Genomic DNA, 17,418 nt, shown 5'->3' with positions numbered 1-17,418 from the left:
CCGCCCTGCACCGCGCAGCCAGGAGCGGAGCAGCGCTCACCCCATCCGGCGCGACCGGCGGCTACCGGCCCGGCGCCGCCCTCGACCGGCACGTCCGCGCCCGCGACCGCCGCTGCCGCTTCCCCGGCTGCCGCCGCCCCGTCCCAGGAAGTGGCGAACTCGACCACACCACCCCCTGGCCCACCGGCCAGACGAACGCGGCCAACCTCACCGGCTACTGCACCGGCCACCACCGCGGCAAGCACCAGGCACCCGGCTGGCACCACCACATGACACCCGACGGCACCCTCACCGTCACCACACCCACCGGCCTCACCGCCGCCACCACCCCACCGCCCTACTGAGCGGCGGCGGCCGGGCGCCCGGCTACGGCAGGTTGAGCTGCCAGGACACGCCGAAGCGGTCGTTCACCCAGCCGAAGCGGCGACTGAAGCCGTAGTCGCCGATCGGCATCAGGACCTCACCGCCCTCGGACAGGCCCGCGAAGAGCCGGTCGAGCTCCTCCTCCGACGCGACGTCGACGAAGAGCGAGAGGGACGGCGTGAAGCCGAAGGCGTGGACCGGCGGGCTGTCGAAGCAGCGGAACACCTGACCGGCGATCGAGAAGGTGGCCTGCTGCACCGTCCCCTCGGCGCCCTGGCCCTCGGCTCCCCACCGAGTCAGCGCGAGGACGCGGGCGTCGTCGAACAGCGACGTGTAGAGCTCCATCGCTCGCTCGGCGTCACCCGTGAACATCAGGAACGGCGTCACCTGCTGCGGCATGGGCGGCAGGCTAGAGGTCGCCACCGACGGGTCCGGGAGGGCAGCCCCGTCAGCTCCGGCTGGTCCACGCGCCGACCGTCCGGCCGGTGGCCGAGAAGACGTCCGCGGCACGCTCGGCGCGCAGCGCGATGAACAGGCCCTCGGCCTCCGCCAGCACCACCTCCGGGCTGTCCTCGGCGACCAGCCGGGCGTGCGCGGTGGTCCGCCGGCCGTCGGTCTCGCCCATCTCGGCGGTGAGCAGCAGCGGCACACCGAGGTGCACCGGCCGGCGGTAGCGCACCGTCAACGTGGCGGTCAGTCCGCCGCGTCCGGCGGCACGCAGCGCGCGGGCCAGCACGTGGTCGAGCAGCGTGGCCACCACGCCCCCGTGCACGAGCCCCGGCGGGCCCTCGTGCGGCTTGCCCACGGTAACCCGGCCGGTCGCCCGCCCGTCGGGGGTGTCGCTCGCGACGAGCGGCGGCGCCACCGGGCTGCCCGGCCCGTACACCGGGCTGTACCAGCGCTCACCGGTCTCGGGGTCGTCGACCCGGGCGATCTCGTGCAGCCCCCGCGCCGACGCCCGCAGCCGCGCAGCCAGCTCGCGCGCGAGGACGGCGGCCGCCTCCAGCTCGGCCTCGGGGACCTCGGTGCGGACGGCGGCGTCGACGAGCTCGCGCAGCGCGTCGCCCAGCTCCCCCACCGCGACCCGGCGGGCGGCCCGCTCCTCGGCCGACAGGCTGGAACGGTCCTCCTGCAGGGGCCCGCTACGAGCGTCAGCGAGTGGCGGGGGGCAGGAGGACCCTTCATCCACGCGGCATCCCGGCCTCGCGCAGCAGCCCGCTGCCGACGATCACCCGCTGCACCTCGCTAGTGCCCTCGTACAGCCGGTAGAGCCGGGCGTCGCGGTAGAACCGCTCGACGGGCGTGCTGCGCAGGTAGCCCAGCCCGCCGTGCACCTGCACGGCGCGGTCGGTGGCCCGCCCCACCATCTCGCTGCACCACAGCTTTGCCGACGACGGCCCGATCGAGGTGTCCTCACCGGAGTCGTACCGGGCCGCCACCTCGCGCACCATCGCCCGCCCGGCCAGCGTCTCGGCGTGCATGTCGGCGATCAGCGCCTGCACCAGCTGGAACCGCCCGATCGGCGCACCGCCCTGCCGGGCGGTCGCCGCGTACGCCACCGACTCGTCGAGCACCCGCTGCGCCATCCCCACGCACAGCGCCGCGATGTGCAGCCGCCCGCGGGAGAGCACCGTGAGCGCCTTGGCGTACCCCCGGCCCTCCTCGCCGACCAGCGCGTCGGCGGGCACGTGGACGCCGTCGAAGAACACCTCCGACGTCCAGGCACCGGACTGGCCCATCTTCACGTCCTTGGCGCCCAGCGAGACGCCGGGCGCGTCGGCGGGCACGACGAAGCTCGAGATCCCGCGCCCGCCCCTCTGCTCGGGGTCGGTGCGGGCGAAGACGACGAACAGGTCGGCCAGCGGCGCGTTGGTGATGTAGCGCTTGGCCCCGTCGATCACCCACGCGTCGCCGTCGCGGCGGGCACTCGTGCGCAGTCCGGCCGGGTCCGAGCCCGCCTCGGCCTCGGTGAGCGCGAAGGACCCGATCAGCTCACCGGTGGCCAGCCGGGGCAGGTACGCCTTCTTCTGCTCCTCGCTGCCGAAGCGGGCGATCACCTGCCCGGCGATGCCGTTGTTGGTGCCGAACAGCGACCGGAACGCCGGCGTGGTGTAGCCGAACTCGAAGGCCAGCTCGACGTCCTCGCGCATGTCCACGCCCAGGCCGCCGTACTCCTCCGGCAGCGCGTACCCGAACAGGCCCATGTCGGCGGCGGCGCCCCGCAGCTCCTCCGGGATGCGGTCGTGCAGGTCGATCTCCTCCTCGCGGGGGACGACCACCTCCCGGACCAGCCGGCGCACCGCGTTCCTGATCTGCGTGAAGTCCTCGGCGTCCACGCGCCCATGGTGCCGCCCTCCGGCGACGGCCGGCTCGTCGGGATCACGTGGCGATGAGCGACCGGCCGAGCACTCGCCGTTGTGGATGACGGTCGGCAGCACTACGGTCGCAGTCGGTGCCCGAGTCAGTGGCACCGATCGTCCACCGGAGTCGCCGTGCACCTCTCCGTCGCTGTCGTGCCCGCCCCCGCGCAGGTCGTCGTCCGCCTCACCGGCGACGCCGGGCTCGCGACCCTCCCCCGACTCACCTCCGCGCTCACCGGCGCGGCCGGACACGGCACCGGCAGCGTCGTCGTCGACGTCGCCGGGGCGCGTTTCGCCGACGGCACCGCCCTGCACGCCCTCGCCGGCTTCAGCGACACCCTCGCCGCGGCCGGCCGCCGCTGCCGGGTGGTCGGCGCTCCCGCGGCCGTCCGCCGGCAGGTCGCCGAGGCCGGCCTCGCCGGCCGGCTCGAGCTCGACGGGCCGCTCAGCGGCCAGGACCCGGTGCGGCCGCGGTCGCCGCGGGCGGACCGGGAGCCGGCGGCCGCCTGGGTGCCGCCGATGCGCGAGGAGCCGCGCCGTCCCCGGCCCGACCCCGACCTCCTGAGCGGCCGGGGCGGCGACACCCGCCCCGTGGTCCCCGTCGCCCTCGACCGCTGGCGCTGAGCGCCGCGCAGTTCCCGGGGACCTCGCGGACGGCAGCACGCCCGGGAGGGGCGATGCTTCCCGGAGCCGCCGCGACGTGACCGGCGGCACGGACCTAGGAGACGGCGTGGGCGAGATCGTGGTGCTGCGGCACGGCCAGACCGAGTGGAGCAGGACCGGGCAGCACACCGGCGTCACGGACGTGCCGCTGCTCCCCGAGGGGGAGGAGCGCGCCCGGGCGCTGGGCCCGGCGCTGGCCCGCCGCGACCTGGTCGAGGTCTGGGTCAGCCCCCGGCAGCGGGCTCTGCGCACCGCCGAGCTGGCCGGCCTGACCCCCACCGCGGTCGACGAGGACCTCGTCGAGCTCGACTACGGCGCCTACGAGGGCCGCACCACCGCCGAGATCAGCAAGGAGCTGGGGCGCCGGTGGTCGGTCTGGAGCGACCCGCCGGTCCCCGGCGAGACGCCCGGCGAGACCCTCGAGGCGGTCGGACGGCGGGTGGACCGGGTGCTCGACCGGGCCCGCCCGCGGCTGGACGACGGCGACGTCGCGCTGGTCGCCCACGGCCACGTGCTGCGCGTGTTGACCGCCCGGTGGCTGGGACTGCAGCCCGAGGCCGGGGCGCTGTTCGCCCTCCCCGCGGGGGCCTACGGCGCGCTCGGGCACGAGCACGGGCGCCCGGTGCTCACGGGGTGGGGACTGGACTGACCTCCGCCGGGCGGGTGCCGGCGGGCGCCTCGGGCCGGCCGAACAGCCAGCCCTGCGCCAGGTCGGCGCCGAGCGCGGTGACCTCCTCGGCGGCCTGCTCGGTCTCCACGCCCTCGGCCACCACCACCGCGCCCAGGCGGTGGGCGTGCGCGGCGACGCTGCGCACGACCGCGCGGGCGCCGTCGTCGGGGAGGGCCGAGACCAGCGCGCGGCCGAGCTTGACGACGTCGGGCCGCACCACGTCGAGCAGCGAGGCGCTCGACCAGCCGGCGGCCACCTCGTCCAGCGCCACCCGCCAGCCGCGCGCCCGGTAGGACTCCAGGACGGCGAGCAGGTGGCCCCGGTCGGTGACGGCGGCCCGCTCCCCCACCTCCAGCACCAGCTGCCGCGGGCGCAGGCCGGCCAGCTCCACCGCCTCGGCGGTGCTCGCGAGGTCGGCGTCAGGTCGCAGCACCGAGGTGGGGTGGGTGTTGACGAACAGGTCGGCGTCGCCGAGCCAGCCGGCCGCACCGGCGATCGCGCACTCGCGGCCCACCTGGTCCAGCCGCGGCAGCCACCCGGCGGACTCGGCCACGAAGAACAGGTCCCCGCCGTCGACCGGGCGGCCGTCGGAGTCGGCCCGCAGCAGCGCCTCGTGCGCCACCACCGACTGGTCGCCGAGGTCGACGATCGGCTGGTAGGCCGACCACAGCTCCGCCTCGGCGAGCACCCCGACCTCCGCGGTGACCCCCCGCCGGGCGAGCTCCTGGGCGAGGGTCGGCGCGGTCAGCAGGCCGCGGGAGAGCGCCGTGTACTCGTTCGCGGGGTCGGTGGCGACCCGCACCGCCTCGGCCTCCGCGCCGGTCAGCGCGCGCGAGATCCGGTCGAGGAACAGCTCCACGCGCAGGCCGTCGCGCTCGTCGGCGAGGTCGAGCAGCCCGGGGGCGGAGAAGACGGAGAGGCCGACCGCGCGGGCGACCTCCGCCACGGCGGGGAGGACGTGCTCGGCCTCGCTGGCCAGGAGGAGCCGGGTCGCCGCCTCGGGGAGGTCCCACTCCTCGCGCCGGCGGGCCGCGCCGATCGTGCTCGCCACGCGCAGCAGGATGACCGACCCGCACCCACGGCACGGGCAGGCGCGCGGAGGGCGTCGGGAGGTCCGTCGGAGGTCCGTCAAGAGGTCCAGGTACCGCGCCGCGGACCGCCGTCGGGGGGTCCCGGAGGCCCTAGTGTCCCCCCATGGCAGCGACCCTCGTCACCGAGCCACCCGCCCGCACGGGCCGCGGGGGACGCCCGCGCGACCCCAGTCGTGACGACGTCATCCGCGCGGCCATCCTGCGGCTGCTCGGCGACGTCGGCTACGGCGCGCTGACCATGGACGCCGTGGCCGCGGAGGCCGGCGTCGGCAAGGCCACGATCTACCGGCGGTGGCGGACCAAACAGGACCTCGTCGTCGACACCGTCTCCGAGCTCAACCGGTCCTGGACCATCGACGCCGACACGGGGTCGCTCGAGGGCGACCTGCGCCAGCTCGTGCACCGCATGGTCGAGATGATGGCGAGCCCGGTGGGTGCGGCCACCCGCTCGCTGCTGGCGGCGATGCAGCACGAGCCGGCCCTCATCGAGGCCTACCGCGAGGGCCCCCTGGCGGTGTGGCGGCGGGCGTTCGCCGAGATGTGGGCGCGGGCGGAGGGGCGCGGCGAGGTGGGCCCGGACATGCACCAGTCGCTGGCGGCCGAGGCCTCCACGGCCCTGCTGGTACAGCGCTGGCTGGCGACCCACGAGCCGGTCGACGCCTCCTATGCCGAAGCGGTGCTCGAGACGGTCGTCCTCCCGCTGGTGCGCCGCGACCGCTGAGGCGTCACCAGCCGAGCGTGCCCGGCTCCCCCTTGAACGGCCCGACGACGTCGTCGGTGATCCAGCCGCCGTAGAAGTCGCCGGGCTGGGCGCGCACCTGCTCGCCGTCGACGGTGGCCCGGCCGACCCGGCTCGGGTAGAACGCCACCGCACCGCGCAGGTGCTCGTAGCCCTCGGTCGGCCGCTCGTAGGACCAGCCCGCGGAGGGGTGCCGCCGGCCGTCGACGACGACGTCCCAGTAGGTCGCCGCGCCCTTCCACTCGCAGAACGACGCGCCGCGCGCACGCTCCAGCACGCCGGGGACGACGTCCCCGCGGGGCACGTAGTAGACCGGCGGGTGGCTGGTCTCGCAGACCCGGACCGCGCGGGTGGTGTCGGCGACGACCCGGCCGCCGACCTCCACGACGACGCGGCGCGGGGACACCTCGGCCGACGGCGGGCGCGGGTAGTCCCAGACCGACTCCTGACCGGGGCCGACCGGGTCGCGCCGGGGGGTGCTCACCGGCTCAGCGCGTGCGACGCACGACCGGCCGCCTGGCGGCCCTGCGCTGCCGCACCTTCTGGGCGACGACCAGTGACGCCAGCAGCCCGAGACCGCCCATCGCCGCCTTGCCCGCCGGCGACTGCAGGAACCGCACGACGGCGGCCTGGCCCTGTGCCTTCAGGCGCGTGGGGCTGCCCCGGAACGCCAGGTGGTCCAGGGTGGCCGCCAGCGACTCACGGGCGGCGTCGATCTCCAGCTGGATCTCTCGAGGGTCGCGAGGCACGGGCGACAGCCTGCCAGACCCGGCCCCGACCGGCCCGTCCCGGCGATCAGCGGCACCCGGCCGGGCGACCGGCCGGGCGACCGGCCGGCCCCGACCGGCCCTAGACTCGGCGGCCACGCGGGAGTGGTGTAACGGCAGCCACGCCAGACTTAGGATCTGGTGCCCTCGGGCGTGCGGGTTCGACTCCCGCCTCCCGCACGTGTGCTCACGCGCCGGCGGGCACCCGGGTCCGGTCGAACCACCGCTCCAGCTCGTCGGCCGGCAGCGGACGGCAGACCAGGTAGCCCTGCGCGACGTCGCAGCCCAGCTCGCCGAGCCGGTCGAGCGTGGCGCGGTCCTCGACCCCCTCCGCGACGGTGGTGAGGCCGAGGTTGCGGCCCAGCTCGACCACCGAGCGGATGATCAGCGCGTCGCTGCGGTCGGTGGTCATGTGCGCCACGAAGCTCCGGTCGATCTTGAGCTGGTGCACCGGCAGGTCCTTGAGGTGCGACAGCGACGTGTAGCCGGCACCGAAGTCGTCGATGGACAGCGTGATGCCGACGTCTGCCAGCCGGCCGAGGATGAGCTGCGCGCGGGCCGGGTCGGCCATGATCGCGCTCTCGGTCACCTCGAGCTCCAGCGAGGACGCCGGCACGTCCCACCGCGCCAGCACCTCGAGCACGTCGTCGACGAACCGGTCGTCGAGCAGGTTGCGCGCGGAGACGTTCACCGCGACGTCGAGGTGACGGCCCGCCGCCCGCCACCGCGCGCACTGGGCGACGGCGACGTCGAGGACGTACCGCGTCAGCGGGCGGATGACCGGCGTGCGCTCGGCGGCCGGGACGAAGACCCCGGGCGGGATCACGCCGCGCTCCGGGTGGTGCCAGCGCAGCAGCGCCTCGACACCGCGGACCTCCTCGCCCGGCAGCGAGACCTTGGGCTGCCAGTGCAGGACCAGCTCGCCGGCGTCCATGGCGCGGCGGAGGTCGCCGAGCAGGCCGAGCCGCTCGGGGCTGTGGTCGTCGAGCTCGCTGCCGTACACGCAGACGCCGAGGCTGCGGTCCTTGGCGGAGTACATGGCGATGTCGGCGTTGCGCAGCAGCGACTCGACGTCGGCGCCGTCCTCGCCGGCCATCGCGATCCCGATGCTGGCCTCGACGTCGAGGGAGACCCCGTCGGCCTCGACGCCGCCCACCAGGGCGGCCAGCGCGCGGGTGGCGAGGTCCTCGGCCGCCTGGACGCCGTCGACACCGGGCAGCAGGACGGCGAACTCGTCGCCACCGAGCCGGGCGACCGTGTCGGTGGCGCGCACGGCGCCGCCGAGCCGGTCGGCCACCGCCTGCAGCACGACGTCGCCGTAGGCGTGGCCGAGGGTGTCGTTGATCTCCTTGAAGCGGTCGAGGTCGATGAGCATCAGCGCGACGCTGCCGGGGGCGGCCCCCTGGAGCGCCGCCTCGGCCCGCTGCCGCAGCAGGGTCCGGTTGGGCAGGCCGGTCAGCGCGTCGTGCAGCGCCTGCCGGCGGTTGGCCTCGGCCTGCGCGACCGTCTCCCGGCGGCTGCGGGACAGCACGACGGTGAGCCAGCCGACCACCAGCAGGCCGATGCCGAAGACCACGGGCGTGAGGACCAGCAGCAGCCGCTGGGTGCGCTCCACGTCGTCGAGCGCCGCCTCGGCGATCGCCCAGTGCTCCCGCGCCTCGAGGGTGACCATGACCTCGAGCGTGTCGAAGTACAGGTCGACCCGGCTCTCCTCGAACTGGGCGGCGGCCGTGGGGTCGTTCCGCGCCATCGTGACCAACTGCGTGACGGCCGCCGCGTACCGGTCGTGCAGCACCATCCACCCGGTGAGCACGTCCTGGCCGGCGCCCCCGCTGTCGGCCGTCCCTGCCATCGCGGCGCGGGTCTCGGCGCGGGCCTCCTCGTAGCCGGCGCGGGCGTCTTCGTCGTCGGGGTCCACGGCCAGCGCGTCGGCGGCGTCCTCCTCCGCCGCCAGGGCCTCCACCGCCCGCGTCGCCCACTGCGACACCGCGGCGCTGGTCCGCGCCTCGGTCGCGGCCCGCGCGTTCGCGACCGCCGCGGTCACCGAGAACGCGGTCAGCACCAGCAGCACGAGCACCAGCCCGCCCGTGGCGGCGTGCGGGGACAGCCGGGCGCGCACACGGCGGACCGCGGCCGGCACGCGCCGCCGCGTACCGGCCCGGGTCCTGCGGGTCTGCTCGCCGTCCATGGGGTCCGTCCTCGTCGCACGGTCGGCGGCCGGACGGCCGCTCACGACGACATCGGCCCGTCCCGCCCGAGCTGGAGCGCCGGGCCGCCGGTCCCCTCCCGACGGGTGACCCGCGGGGTGACACCGGACACGCGGGCGCAGGGGCCGGCGGCGCCGCTCAGCCGAGGCCGACGAGGAGGTCGACCTGCGGCGAGGGCAGGTCCGGGTCGTCGGCGTCGACCACGGCCACGAGGTGCACGGTGTCCCCGTCGGTGCCGCGCAGGGCCAGCCCCTCGACCTTCACCACCCGGCCGTCGACCTCCGGCACGGGCGCCGTGCCCAGCACCCGACCGCCGTCGGCGAGGACGAGGGCGGTGGCCACGACCGGGCCGTCGTCGACGGCGTTCGGGGTGTCCTCCGCGGCGGCGGAGAGCAGCTCCCGGCCGTCGGGCAGCGCGACGGCGTCGGTCACCGCCAGTCCGACGCCGGCCACCTCGCCCAGCTCCAGCCGGTGCACCGGCCCCAGCGGGACCGAGTCGGGGGCGGCCCGGCCGAGCAGCACCGCCACCAGCGCCTCGAGCGGGACCTCGACGCCGGCGTTGGCCACCCCGGCCGCCAGGTTGCCCCGCTGGTACCAGCGCAGCACGTCACCGGCCCGGCTCGCGCCCTCCAGGTTGAGCTGCCCGGCCGGCACGCCCAGCCGGGCCGCGACCGCGGCGTACAGCGGGCCGAGCTCGGCGGCCCGCACGCCGGGCCGGTCGCCGTCGAGCGTCACCAGCACCCCGCGCGTGCGCCGCGCCGTCGAGCCCGAGCCCAGCAGCAGCACGGCCGGGGCGCCGTCTGCCTCCACCGGGCAGGCCACCTCGAGGTCGGGCTTGAGCGCCTTGGTGCCGGCCGCCTCGGAGAAGAGGTCGTGCCCGTCGACCGGCGGCAGCAGCCGCACCCGCGAGACCCCGTCCGGGCGCTGCCAGGCCGCGTGCGTGGCGTCGTCCTGCGCGACCAGCCAGCCGTCCCCCAGCGGCGCGATGCCCGACGCCGCCGTCACCGGCGCCCCGTCGTCGAACCGGAGCCCGCGCACCGCTGTGATCTCCACGCGCACACCGCTGGGGTGCCCAGCCGGGAGCCGGTCCACGCCGTGCAGATCACACCGACCCCCTCCGTGCAGGTCGGCGCGCCGGACCGGGCCGCGCCGGCTGCACGGGCCCGCCGGGCCACGTACCGTCGGGACGGCCGCCCGGTCGTACGACGAGGTCGCCGGGCCGGCCCCTCTTCCCGCACGAACACGACCCCGTCGGAGCCCATGACCTCCCCCCGCACCGAGATCGACGCACGTCCCGACCAGGCCGCGGAGAAGCCGCCGCGCACCACCCTCTCGGTCACCCAGGTGGTGGCCGGTGCCCTCGCCGCGGTGTCCGCCGCGGTGGCCGCCTCCTTCTTCGGGGTCGCCGGGACCGTCATCGGCGCGGCCCTCGTCAGCGTGGTCAGCACCGTCGGGTCGGCCCTCTACAGCGCCTCCCTCAACCGGACCACCGAGCGGCTGCGGCGCACGCGCGAGACGCCGGCCGCGCCACCGGCCGAGGACACCGCCACCCGCGTGCTGCCCGCCCACCTCGACCCGCGCCGTGACCCGCGCCGTGACCCGCGCCCCGCCGCCACCTGGTGGCAGCGCGTCCGCTGGCCGCGCCTGGCCGCGTACGCCGCCGCGGTCTTCGCCGTGGCGATGGCGATCGTCACCGGGATCGAGCTGGTCGGCCAGAAGCCGGTCTCGGCGCTGGTCGGCGGGACCGACCAGCCGTCGTCGTCCACGACGATCGGCGAGCTGTCGACCGCCTCGTCCGGCAGCGACGTGCCGCCGTCGGACACCGGCCCGGCCACCCCGACGACCGACGCCCCGCAGACCGACGCCCCGGAGACCGAGGCCCCGGCCACGGGCACACCCGGGGACGACGGCACGGACGCCCCCGACCCGGAGGCCCCGCAGACCGACGCGCCGGCCACGGACACGCCCGCGGAGGGCGACGGGTCCGAGGACACCGGCTCCGGGGACACCGGCTCCGACGACAGCGGCTCCGGCGACAGCGGGGAGAGCGCACCCGCGGAGCCGTCGGCGCCCGCCCCGCAGGACGGCTCGGGCACCGGCAGCGGCGCGACACCCGCCGGCTGAGACCCGCCCCGGGGCCTTGCCCCCTCCGCCGGCACGGACGAGCCTGGCGCGATGGGTCTCTACGCCGAGCGGCTGCGTCCCCGCCTGCACGACACCGCGCTCGGGCCACGGGTGACCGGAGCCATCCGGGAGCGGGTCTGCGCCGGCCTGGCCGGCGACGTCCTGGAGATCGGCTTCGGCTCGGGGCACAACCTGCCGCACCTCCCTCCGGAGGTCACCGGCGTGTGGGCGGTGGAGCCGTCGGCCGGCGCGCTGCGGCTGTCGGAGCCGCGCCGCGCGGCCTCGGCGGTCGCCGTCGTCGTCGCCGGTGACGACGCCCGGGCGCTCCCCTTCCCCGACGGCCGCTTCGACGCCGCCCTGTGCACCTGGGTGCTGTGCGGCGTCCCCGGCGCCGCCGTCGCGCTGGCCGAGGTGGCGCGCGTGCTCCGCCCCGGCGGCGTCCTGCGCCTCGTCGAGCACGGGCGGGCGCCCGACCCGGGGGTGCGCCGACTGCAGCGGCTGGGCAACCCGGTCAACCGGGCGGTGGCCGGCTGCGTGCTCGACAACGACGTCGAGGCGCTGCTGGCGGCCTCACCGTTGACCGTCACCCGGCTCGCGCACCGGTACCTGCCCGGCGGGCCCCGCTCGCTGGGGTCGCTGTACGAGGGCCGGGCCGTCGCCTGACCGGCGGGCTCAGGAGCCGACCAGCGCCCGGTGCAGCACGGCGACGAGCTCGGCGCGGGTGACGATCCCCGCCAGCCGGCCGGCGTCGTCGAGGACGGGCAGGTGCCGCAGCCCGCGGTCGGCCATGAGCCCCACCAGCTCCGACACGGGCGTGTCGACGCCGACCGTGGTGACCGGGCTGCTCATCACGTCCGCCACCGGGCGCAGCGCCACGACGTCGAGGTTGAACAGGTCGTGCACCGTGACGATGCCGACCACGCGGGCGTCGTCGGTGACGACCGGCAGCGCCTTGACCGCGTGCTGGTTCATCAGCATCCGCGCGCGGTAGAGCGTCTCCTGCGGCTGCACGGTGCGGACGTCGCGGGCCATGAGCACGCCGACCCGCAGCCGGCCGAGCCTGCGGTCGAGCGCGTGCTCCTCGGCGTCGCGGACCAGCGCCAGGACGTCGCCGGGCATGACGTCGAGGCCGCGGTCGAGCCGGTCCATGGCGGCCCGGACGTCCTCGGTCCGCAGCCCGACCCGCTCCGTGGGCGGCGGCTCGGCACCGGTCCGCGGCGGCTCGGGCACGTGCGGGTAGGGCCGGCCGGTGAGGTTGTTGACCAGTGCGGCGACGACCAGCAGCACGAGGGTGTCGACGCCGACCGGCCACAGCGCGAACGCCCAGCCGTGCTCGGCCACCGCGGACCCGCCGACCGCGGCGAACAGCGCGCACGCGCCGCCGGGCGGGTGCACGCACCGCAGCGCCATCATCACCGGGATCGCGACCCCGACGGCGACCGCGGCGGCCAGGGTGACGTCGTCGAGGAGCTTGCCGGCGGCGACCCCCACCAGCGTGGACACCGTGTTGCCCGCGAGCACCGGCCACGGCTGGGCCAGCGGGCTGGCGGGCGCGGCGAACAGCAGGACGGCGGTGGCACCCATCGGCGCGACGATCCACGGCAGGGCCGCGGGACCGCCCGGCACCGCCTGCGCGGTGAGCCCGGCCAGCGCGATGCCGAACAGCGCGCCGAGCCCCGCCCGCAGCACCTCGGAGCGCCGGTAGCCGACCGGCCCCGGTCGCAGCGCCGAGATCCACACCCGCCGGTCCACCCCGCTCCTCCCCCGCGGGCGCCCCTGCCCGTCGCGGGCGCAGACCCTACGCGGCGCGGAGCCGGACCAGGCCCGGTCGGGACGCCACCGTGGCGCGGCGGTCAGTCGCCGGTGAGCGTCCGGGCGATCTCGGGGACCAGCGCGGCGAAGGCCTGACCGCGGTGGCTGCGGGCGTCCTTCTCCGCGGGCTCGAGCTCGGCGGAGGTGACCTCCAGGCCGTCGGGCACGAAGACCGGGTCGTAGCCGAAGCCGTTGCCGCCGCGCGGCTCGTGCACCACCCGGCCGCGCCACTGCCGCTCGAGCACGTGCTCGGCGCCGTCGGGGGTGACCAGCGCGGCCGCGCAGACGAAGGCCGCGCCGCGCCGCTCGTCGGGGACGTCGGCGAGCTGCGCCAGCAGCAGGGCGGTGTTGGCCGGGTCGTCGCCGTGCCGGCCCGACCAGCGCGCCGACAGCACCCCGGGCATGCCGTTGAGCGCGTCGACGGCGATGCCGGAGTCGTCGGCGACGGCCGGCAGCCCGGTGTGGTGGACCGCCTCCCGGGCCTTGAGCAGCGCGTTCTCGGCGAAGGTGGCGCCGGTCTCGGGCGCCTCGGGGTACCCGGGCACGTCGCGCAGCCCCACGACCTCGACGCCGGGGACCGCGCTGGCGAGCAGCCGCTGCAGCTCGGCGAGCTTGCCGGCGTTGCGGGTGGCGAGCAGCAGCCTGGTCATCGGGCCGCACCCGCCGACCGCAGCGCCTCCTGCTGGATGCGGGTGAGCTCGGCGCAGCCGGCGACGGCGAGGTCGAGGAGCTCGTCGAGGGTGGCCCGGTCGAACACCGCGCCCTCCGCGGTGCCCTGCACCTCGACGAAGCCGCCGTCGCCGGTGCAGACGACGTTCATGTCGGTGCCGGCGCGCACGTCCTCCTCGTAGGCGAGGTCGAGGCGCGGCTCGCCGTCGACCACGCCGACGCTGACGGCCGACACCGACTGCACCAGCGGCTGCTTCTTCGCGAGCTTCCTGCGGTCGCCGAGCCAGGTGACGGCGTCGGCGAGGGCGACGTAGGCGCCGGTGATGGCCGCCGTCCGGGTGCCGCCGTCGGCCTGGAGGACGTCGCAGTCGATCGCGATGCTGTTCTCCCCCAGCGCGCCGAGGTCGACGGCGGCCCGCAGCGAGCGGCCGATCAGCCGGCTGATCTCGTGGGTGCGGCCGCCGATCTTCCCGCGCACCGACTCGCGGTCGCCGCGGGTGTGGGTGGCGCGCGGCAGCATGGCGTACTCGGCGGTGACCCAGCCCAGGCCCGAGCCCTTGCGCCAGCGGGGCACGCCCTCGGTGACGCTGGCGGCGCACAGCACGCGGGTGCGGCCGAACTCGACGAGCACCGAGCCCTCGGCGTGGTCGAGCCAGTGGCGGGTGATGGTCACCGGGCGGAGCCGGTCGGCCGTGCGGCCGTCGGGACGGGTCACGGACGCCGACCCTAGCGACGCCGGGGCGCCGTCCTCCCGCCGAGATGCCACCATCCCCCTCGTGCGATCGGAGCTGCGGGCGGTGCGGACCGGCGGGGCGCCGGCGGTGGTCGACCTGACCGGGGAGTGCGAGGAGTTCGTCCGCGGGCAGGGCGACGGGCTGCTGCAGGTGTTCGTCCCGCACGCGACGGCCGGCGTGGCGATCATCGAGACCGGCTCGGGCAGCGACGACGACCTGCTCGCCCAGCTCGACGAGCTGCTGCCCCGCGACGACCGCTGGCGGCACCGGCACGGCAGCCCCGGGCACGGCCGGGACCACGTGCTGCCGGCCTTCGTGCCGCCGCACGCGACGGTCCCGGTCCTCGACGGACGGTTGCAGCTGGGCACCTGGCAGCGCATCTGCCTGGTCGACACCAACGGCGACAACCCGCAGCGGCACGTGCGGCTGTCCTTCCTCGGGGGCTGACGCGCCCCTGGCTGTGGACGGTCGGTGGGGCACGGCAGGATGCCGCACATGAGCGAGACCGCCCCCGCCCCCGCCCGCTTGGCCCCCGGTGACCCGGCGCCGGACTTCACGCTCCCCGACGCCGACGGACGGCCGGTCTCGCTCGCCGACCACCGCGGCCGCCGGGTGATCGTCTACTGCTACCCGGCGGCCCTCACGCCGGGCTGCACGACGCAGGCGGTCGACTTCACCGCGGCGGCCGGCGACCTGGCCGAGGCCGGGCTGGACATCATCGGCATCTCCCCCGACCCGCCGGAGAAGCTGCAGCGCTTCCGCGAGCAGGAGGACCTCCGCATCACCCTGGTCTCCGACCCCGACAAGCAGGTGCTGGCCGCCTACGGCGCGTACGGCACCAAGAAGCTGTACGGCAAGGAGGTGCAGGGCGTGATCCGCTCGACCTTCGTGATCGACGCCGAGGGCCGGGTCGAGCGGGCCGCCTACAACGTCAAGGCCACCGGGCACGTGGCCAAGCTGCGCCGCGACCTCGGGATCGGCTGAGCACCTCGGGATCGGCCGGGCTCAGCCGCCCCGGACGCCGAGCACCCCGGTGACCAGCGCGTCGACGACCGTGGTCGCGGCCTTGAGGTCGGGGTCGCGCGAGACCATGACGTCGGAGTAGAGGAACGACTCCCCCAGCCGCACGACGGCGAGGGCGAGCAGCGGCAGAGGCACCTCGGGGGTGAGCCCGCGCTCCTCGACGTCGCGCTCGAACAGCCGGGTGTAGGCCTCGACGAGCCGCGGCTGCACCCGGCCGCGCGGGTCGGTGAGGACCCGCAGCGCGGTGGTGGGCTCGTCGTCGAGGAAGCGCCGCAGCGCCGTCGCCGTGCTCAGGGCGTTGCGGTAGTCCTCGGCGATCGCCAGGCTGCGCAGCCGGCCCGCCGGCTCGGCACCCTGCGGGCGGGCGTCGTGGGCCCGGACCGCGCGCTGCAGCGTGCGCTCACCCAGCCACCACATGGCCTCGCCGAGGATGGCGTCGCGGTTACCGACCCGGCGGAACAGCGTCACCCGCGAGATGCCGAGCTGCGCGGCGAGGACGGTGGTGTCGAGGCGCTCGCCGTCGAGCAGGGTGCGCGCCGCCCGGCGCACGACCTCCTCCCGCGGCGCGATCACGGGGCGAGCGTAGGGGCGCGGACGCCCGCCGCGGGCGCGGCCGGTGCGGGGGACGTCCTCAGGCCGTCCAGGTGCCCGGCCGCGGCTGCCCGTGCCGCCCGCCGTCCCAGCCCGGGTCCCAGGGGAAGCACCCGGACGGTGCGGCCCAGGTCAGCTGCAGCGCCGGCACGGAGTGCTCCGCCGGCCGCCGGTACCACCGGTTGGCGCTCAGCAGGACCTCCCCGGGGTTCGGGCACTCCTCGGCGACCAGCTCCTCCCGGCTCACCTCGAGCAGCTCACCGGGGACCACCGAGCGGCCGGCGACGACCTCGCCGGCGACCGCGTCGAGGAGGGTGTGCGTGGCCGACGACCCGCGGCCGACGACCACGAGCTCGGGGTGCCCCAGGCCGAAGAGCCCGATCGTGTAGCCGAAGGCGGGCTCGGTGGGCAGGTCGCCCGGGCCGACGTACTGCACGGCGAAGCGGGTGCGGCGGATGACCGCGGCGAGGTGGGCGTCCTCCTGGTCCAGCCAGGCGGTGGTCTGCGGGTCGGTCGTCATGCCGGCAGCCTGCGGCCGGGGGGCACCGGCCGGCTGCCGCGTCCGGCGGGCGGTGGACGGCCGCGCCGGTTGTGGACACCGGCGGCCGGATCGTCGGTGGGTCAGCCCTCCGCGGCGCGCCGGGCCCGTGCCCGCCGCTTGCCCTCGTGCATCGCGGCCACCCGGGCGACCGGGATGGTGTGGCCCTCGGCGACCAGGTCGGCCGGCAGCTCCTGCGGGCCGGGGAGCAGCGCCGTCCACGGGTCGCCGTCGCCCAGCCGGTCCGGCGCGGTCGCCACGGTGACGTCGCCCGGCCGCACCGACGGCAGGTCCTCCCACGCGACCGGGGCCGACACCGGCAGGCCCGGCCGGATCCGCGGGCTGTAGGCCGCCACGATCGTCGAGGAGCCCGAGCGGGTGGAGTCGAGGAAGACGCGGCCGTGCCGGTCCTCCTTGATGTAGGCGGTGGTGGCCACGTCGGGGTCGAGCGCGGCCGCGCGGGCGGCCAGCGCGCGGGTCGCGGCGGCGGCGTCCTCCGGCCCGACGCCGCGCACCGGGACGACGACGTGCACGCCCTTGGACCCGCTGGTCTTCACCGCGCCGGCCAGCCCGGCGTCGGCCAGCGCGCGCCGCACGAGCTCCGCGGCCCGCACGACGACGTCGAAGTCGGCGCCCTCCGGCGGGTCGAGGTCGAGGACGATGCCGGTGGGCTCGGTCTCCGCGCCGGCGACGAAGAACGGGACGTGGAACTCCACCGCCCGCTGGTTGGCCAGCCACAGCAGCGTGCGGCGGTCGTCGCAGAGCACCTGGTGCACCTCGCGGTGGGCGCCGAACGACCAGACCGGCACCGTGCGCACCCACCCCGGCGCGCCCTTGGCGACGTTGCGCTGCATGAACGGCTCCTGGCCCGGCCGCACCCGCTTCACCGACAGCGGCCGGCCGGCCAGTTGCGGGACCAGGCGGTCGGCGAAGGCGTCGAGGTGGTCGACCAGGTCGCCCTTGGTGACCTCCAGCCCGTCGCCCAGCGGCGCGTCGAGGCTGGTCAGCCGGACGCCGTCCCGTTCGTCGTCGACCACCGGCCCACCGTGCCCTGCCCGGGCGGGCGC

The 17,418-nt window shown here is 76.7% G+C and carries 22 protein-coding genes and 1 tRNA gene; 9 read left to right on the top strand and 14 right to left on the bottom strand.

All coding sequences use genetic code 11. The features are described from left to right. A partial coding sequence (locus BM165_RS06095) for an HNH endonuclease signature motif containing protein (RefSeq protein ID WP_143108042.1) occupies positions 1 to 344 on the top strand: 344 nt, incomplete at its 5' end. Positions 345 to 366: 22 nt separating this feature from the next. Here BM165_RS06095 and BM165_RS06090 read toward each other — a convergent pair. The 3 genes from BM165_RS06090 to BM165_RS06080 are packed head-to-tail and all read right to left on the bottom strand — an operon-like array spanning position 367 to position 2,699. Continuing rightward, positions 367 to 762: a VOC family protein gene (locus tag BM165_RS06090; protein ID WP_075012565.1), complete on the bottom strand. Its 396-nt coding sequence runs from the start codon at positions 760 to 762 to the stop codon at positions 367 to 369. Between the two features lie 49 nt (positions 763 to 811). Then, positions 812 to 1,552: a PaaI family thioesterase gene (locus tag BM165_RS06085; RefSeq protein WP_143108041.1), complete on the bottom strand. Its 741-nt coding sequence runs from the start codon at positions 1,550 to 1,552 to the stop codon at positions 812 to 814. Next, the gene (locus tag BM165_RS06080) at positions 1,545 to 2,699 is read right to left on the bottom strand and encodes an acyl-CoA dehydrogenase family protein (protein WP_075012564.1); all 1,155 of its coding nucleotides are present in this window, start codon (positions 2,697 to 2,699) and stop codon (positions 1,545 to 1,547) included. Before BM165_RS06080 ends, BM165_RS06085 begins: the two co-directional genes overlap by 8 nt. Before the next feature lie 177 nt (positions 2,700 to 2,876). Here BM165_RS06080 and BM165_RS06075 point away from each other — a divergent pair, with 177 nt between their 5' ends. Continuing rightward, positions 2,877 to 3,347 carry an STAS domain-containing protein gene (locus BM165_RS06075; protein ID WP_177225119.1) on the top strand — a complete coding sequence of 157 codons (471 nt, stop codon included), beginning with the start codon at positions 2,877 to 2,879 and terminating at the stop codon, positions 3,345 to 3,347. Between the two features lie 106 nt (positions 3,348 to 3,453). Continuing rightward, positions 3,454 to 4,035 carry a histidine phosphatase family protein gene (locus tag BM165_RS06070; RefSeq protein ID WP_075012562.1) on the top strand — a complete coding sequence of 194 codons (582 nt, stop codon included), beginning with the start codon at positions 3,454 to 3,456 and terminating at the stop codon, positions 4,033 to 4,035. Here the strand turns inward: BM165_RS06070 and BM165_RS06065 are convergent. After that, a complete protein-coding gene (locus tag BM165_RS06065; RefSeq protein WP_075012561.1) occupies positions 4,013 to 5,107 on the bottom strand; it encodes an EAL domain-containing protein in 1,095 nt (364 codons plus the stop codon). The genes BM165_RS06070 and BM165_RS06065 overlap by 23 nt on opposite strands. Positions 5,108 to 5,250: 143 nt before the next feature. On the opposite strand from BM165_RS06065, the gene BM165_RS06060 reads away from it, so the two are divergent. Continuing rightward, positions 5,251 to 5,868, top strand: coding sequence for a TetR/AcrR family transcriptional regulator (locus BM165_RS06060; protein ID WP_075012560.1), 618 nt, complete (start codon positions 5,251 to 5,253; stop codon positions 5,866 to 5,868). A 4-nt stretch (positions 5,869 to 5,872) separates the two neighbouring features. Here BM165_RS06060 and BM165_RS06055 read toward each other — a convergent pair whose 3' ends face one another. Together BM165_RS06055 and BM165_RS06050 are read right to left on the bottom strand one after the other, a co-directional pair. Further along, positions 5,873 to 6,370 (bottom strand): DUF427 domain-containing protein, encoded by a 498-nt coding sequence (locus BM165_RS06055; protein ID WP_075012559.1) that lies wholly within the window; start codon positions 6,368 to 6,370, stop codon positions 5,873 to 5,875. Positions 6,371 to 6,374: 4 nt separating this feature from the next. Next, entirely contained in the window at positions 6,375 to 6,635 is a 261-nt protein-coding gene (locus tag BM165_RS06050; RefSeq protein WP_075012558.1) for a DUF3618 domain-containing protein, read from the bottom strand. 117 nt (positions 6,636 to 6,752) lie between these two features. On the opposite strand from BM165_RS06050, the gene BM165_RS06045 reads away from it, so the two are divergent. Further along, positions 6,753 to 6,833, top strand: a tRNA-Leu gene (locus BM165_RS06045). A 7-nt stretch (positions 6,834 to 6,840) separates the two neighbouring features. Here the strand turns inward: BM165_RS06045 and BM165_RS06040 are convergent. Both BM165_RS06040 and BM165_RS06035 read right to left on the bottom strand, forming a co-directional pair. Beyond that, positions 6,841 to 8,841 (bottom strand): putative bifunctional diguanylate cyclase/phosphodiesterase, encoded by a 2,001-nt coding sequence (locus BM165_RS06040; protein WP_075012557.1) that lies wholly within the window; start codon positions 8,839 to 8,841, stop codon positions 6,841 to 6,843. Between the two features lie 157 nt (positions 8,842 to 8,998). Further along, the gene (locus BM165_RS06035; RefSeq protein WP_244274078.1) at positions 8,999 to 9,913 is read right to left on the bottom strand and encodes a DUF6910 family protein; all 915 of its coding nucleotides are present in this window, start codon (positions 9,911 to 9,913) and stop codon (positions 8,999 to 9,001) included. 207 nt (positions 9,914 to 10,120) lie between these two features. On the opposite strand from BM165_RS06035, the gene BM165_RS06030 reads away from it, so the two are divergent. Both BM165_RS06030 and BM165_RS06025 read left to right on the top strand, forming a co-directional pair. After that, positions 10,121 to 10,984 (top strand): hypothetical protein, encoded by an 864-nt coding sequence (locus BM165_RS06030; RefSeq protein WP_075012555.1) that lies wholly within the window; start codon positions 10,121 to 10,123, stop codon positions 10,982 to 10,984. Positions 10,985 to 11,035: 51 nt separating this feature from the next. Next, complete coding sequence (locus BM165_RS06025) at positions 11,036 to 11,647, top strand: class I SAM-dependent methyltransferase (RefSeq protein ID WP_075012554.1); 612 nt, start codon at positions 11,036 to 11,038, stop codon at positions 11,645 to 11,647. A gap of 9 nt (positions 11,648 to 11,656) precedes the next feature. On the opposite strand, the gene BM165_RS06020 is transcribed toward BM165_RS06025, so the two are convergent. The 3 genes from BM165_RS06020 to rph all read right to left on the bottom strand — a co-directional run bounded on the left by BM165_RS06020 (position 11,657) and on the right by rph (position 14,180). Then, positions 11,657 to 12,736, bottom strand: a complete 1,080-nt coding sequence (locus BM165_RS06020) for an HPP family protein (protein ID WP_075012553.1) — start codon at positions 12,734 to 12,736, stop codon at positions 11,657 to 11,659. A gap of 101 nt (positions 12,737 to 12,837) precedes the next feature. Continuing rightward, positions 12,838 to 13,446: an RdgB/HAM1 family non-canonical purine NTP pyrophosphatase gene (gene rdgB, locus BM165_RS06015; RefSeq protein ID WP_075012552.1), complete on the bottom strand. Its 609-nt coding sequence runs from the start codon at positions 13,444 to 13,446 to the stop codon at positions 12,838 to 12,840. Beyond that, the gene (gene rph, locus BM165_RS06010) at positions 13,443 to 14,180 is read right to left on the bottom strand and encodes a ribonuclease PH (protein ID WP_075012551.1); all 738 of its coding nucleotides are present in this window, start codon (positions 14,178 to 14,180) and stop codon (positions 13,443 to 13,445) included. Before rph ends, rdgB begins: the two co-directional genes overlap by 4 nt. A gap of 61 nt (positions 14,181 to 14,241) precedes the next feature. On the opposite strand from rph, the gene BM165_RS06005 reads away from it, so the two are divergent. Continuing rightward, positions 14,242 to 14,646, top strand: coding sequence for a YjbQ family protein (locus tag BM165_RS06005; protein ID WP_075012679.1), 405 nt, complete (start codon positions 14,242 to 14,244; stop codon positions 14,644 to 14,646). Positions 14,647 to 14,694: 48 nt separating this feature from the next. Next, the gene (gene bcp / locus BM165_RS06000) at positions 14,695 to 15,183 is read left to right on the top strand and encodes a thioredoxin-dependent thiol peroxidase (protein ID WP_075012550.1); all 489 of its coding nucleotides are present in this window, start codon (positions 14,695 to 14,697) and stop codon (positions 15,181 to 15,183) included. 21 nt (positions 15,184 to 15,204) lie between these two features. Here bcp and BM165_RS05995 read toward each other — a convergent pair whose 3' ends face one another. From BM165_RS05995 to BM165_RS05985, 3 genes are all read right to left on the bottom strand, one after another. Continuing rightward, the gene (locus tag BM165_RS05995) at positions 15,205 to 15,795 is read right to left on the bottom strand and encodes a QsdR family transcriptional regulator (protein ID WP_143108040.1); all 591 of its coding nucleotides are present in this window, start codon (positions 15,793 to 15,795) and stop codon (positions 15,205 to 15,207) included. A 58-nt stretch (positions 15,796 to 15,853) separates the two neighbouring features. Continuing rightward, positions 15,854 to 16,333 carry a DUF4262 domain-containing protein gene (locus BM165_RS05990; RefSeq protein WP_075012549.1) on the bottom strand — a complete coding sequence of 160 codons (480 nt, stop codon included), beginning with the start codon at positions 16,331 to 16,333 and terminating at the stop codon, positions 15,854 to 15,856. A 101-nt stretch (positions 16,334 to 16,434) separates the two neighbouring features. Further along, on the bottom strand, positions 16,435 to 17,388 hold the full coding sequence (locus BM165_RS05985) for a non-homologous end-joining DNA ligase LigD (protein ID WP_075012548.1): 954 nt from the start codon (positions 17,386 to 17,388) through the stop codon (positions 16,435 to 16,437). Positions 17,389 to 17,418 lie beyond the last annotated feature (30 nt).

Source organism: Geodermatophilus obscurus (assembly GCF_900115395.1).
Lineage (GTDB): Bacteria > Actinomycetota > Actinomycetes > Mycobacteriales > Geodermatophilaceae > Geodermatophilus > Geodermatophilus obscurus_B.
Note: the sequence above shows the minus strand (reverse complement) of the source record. Positions and strands in the feature narration are given on the sequence as shown.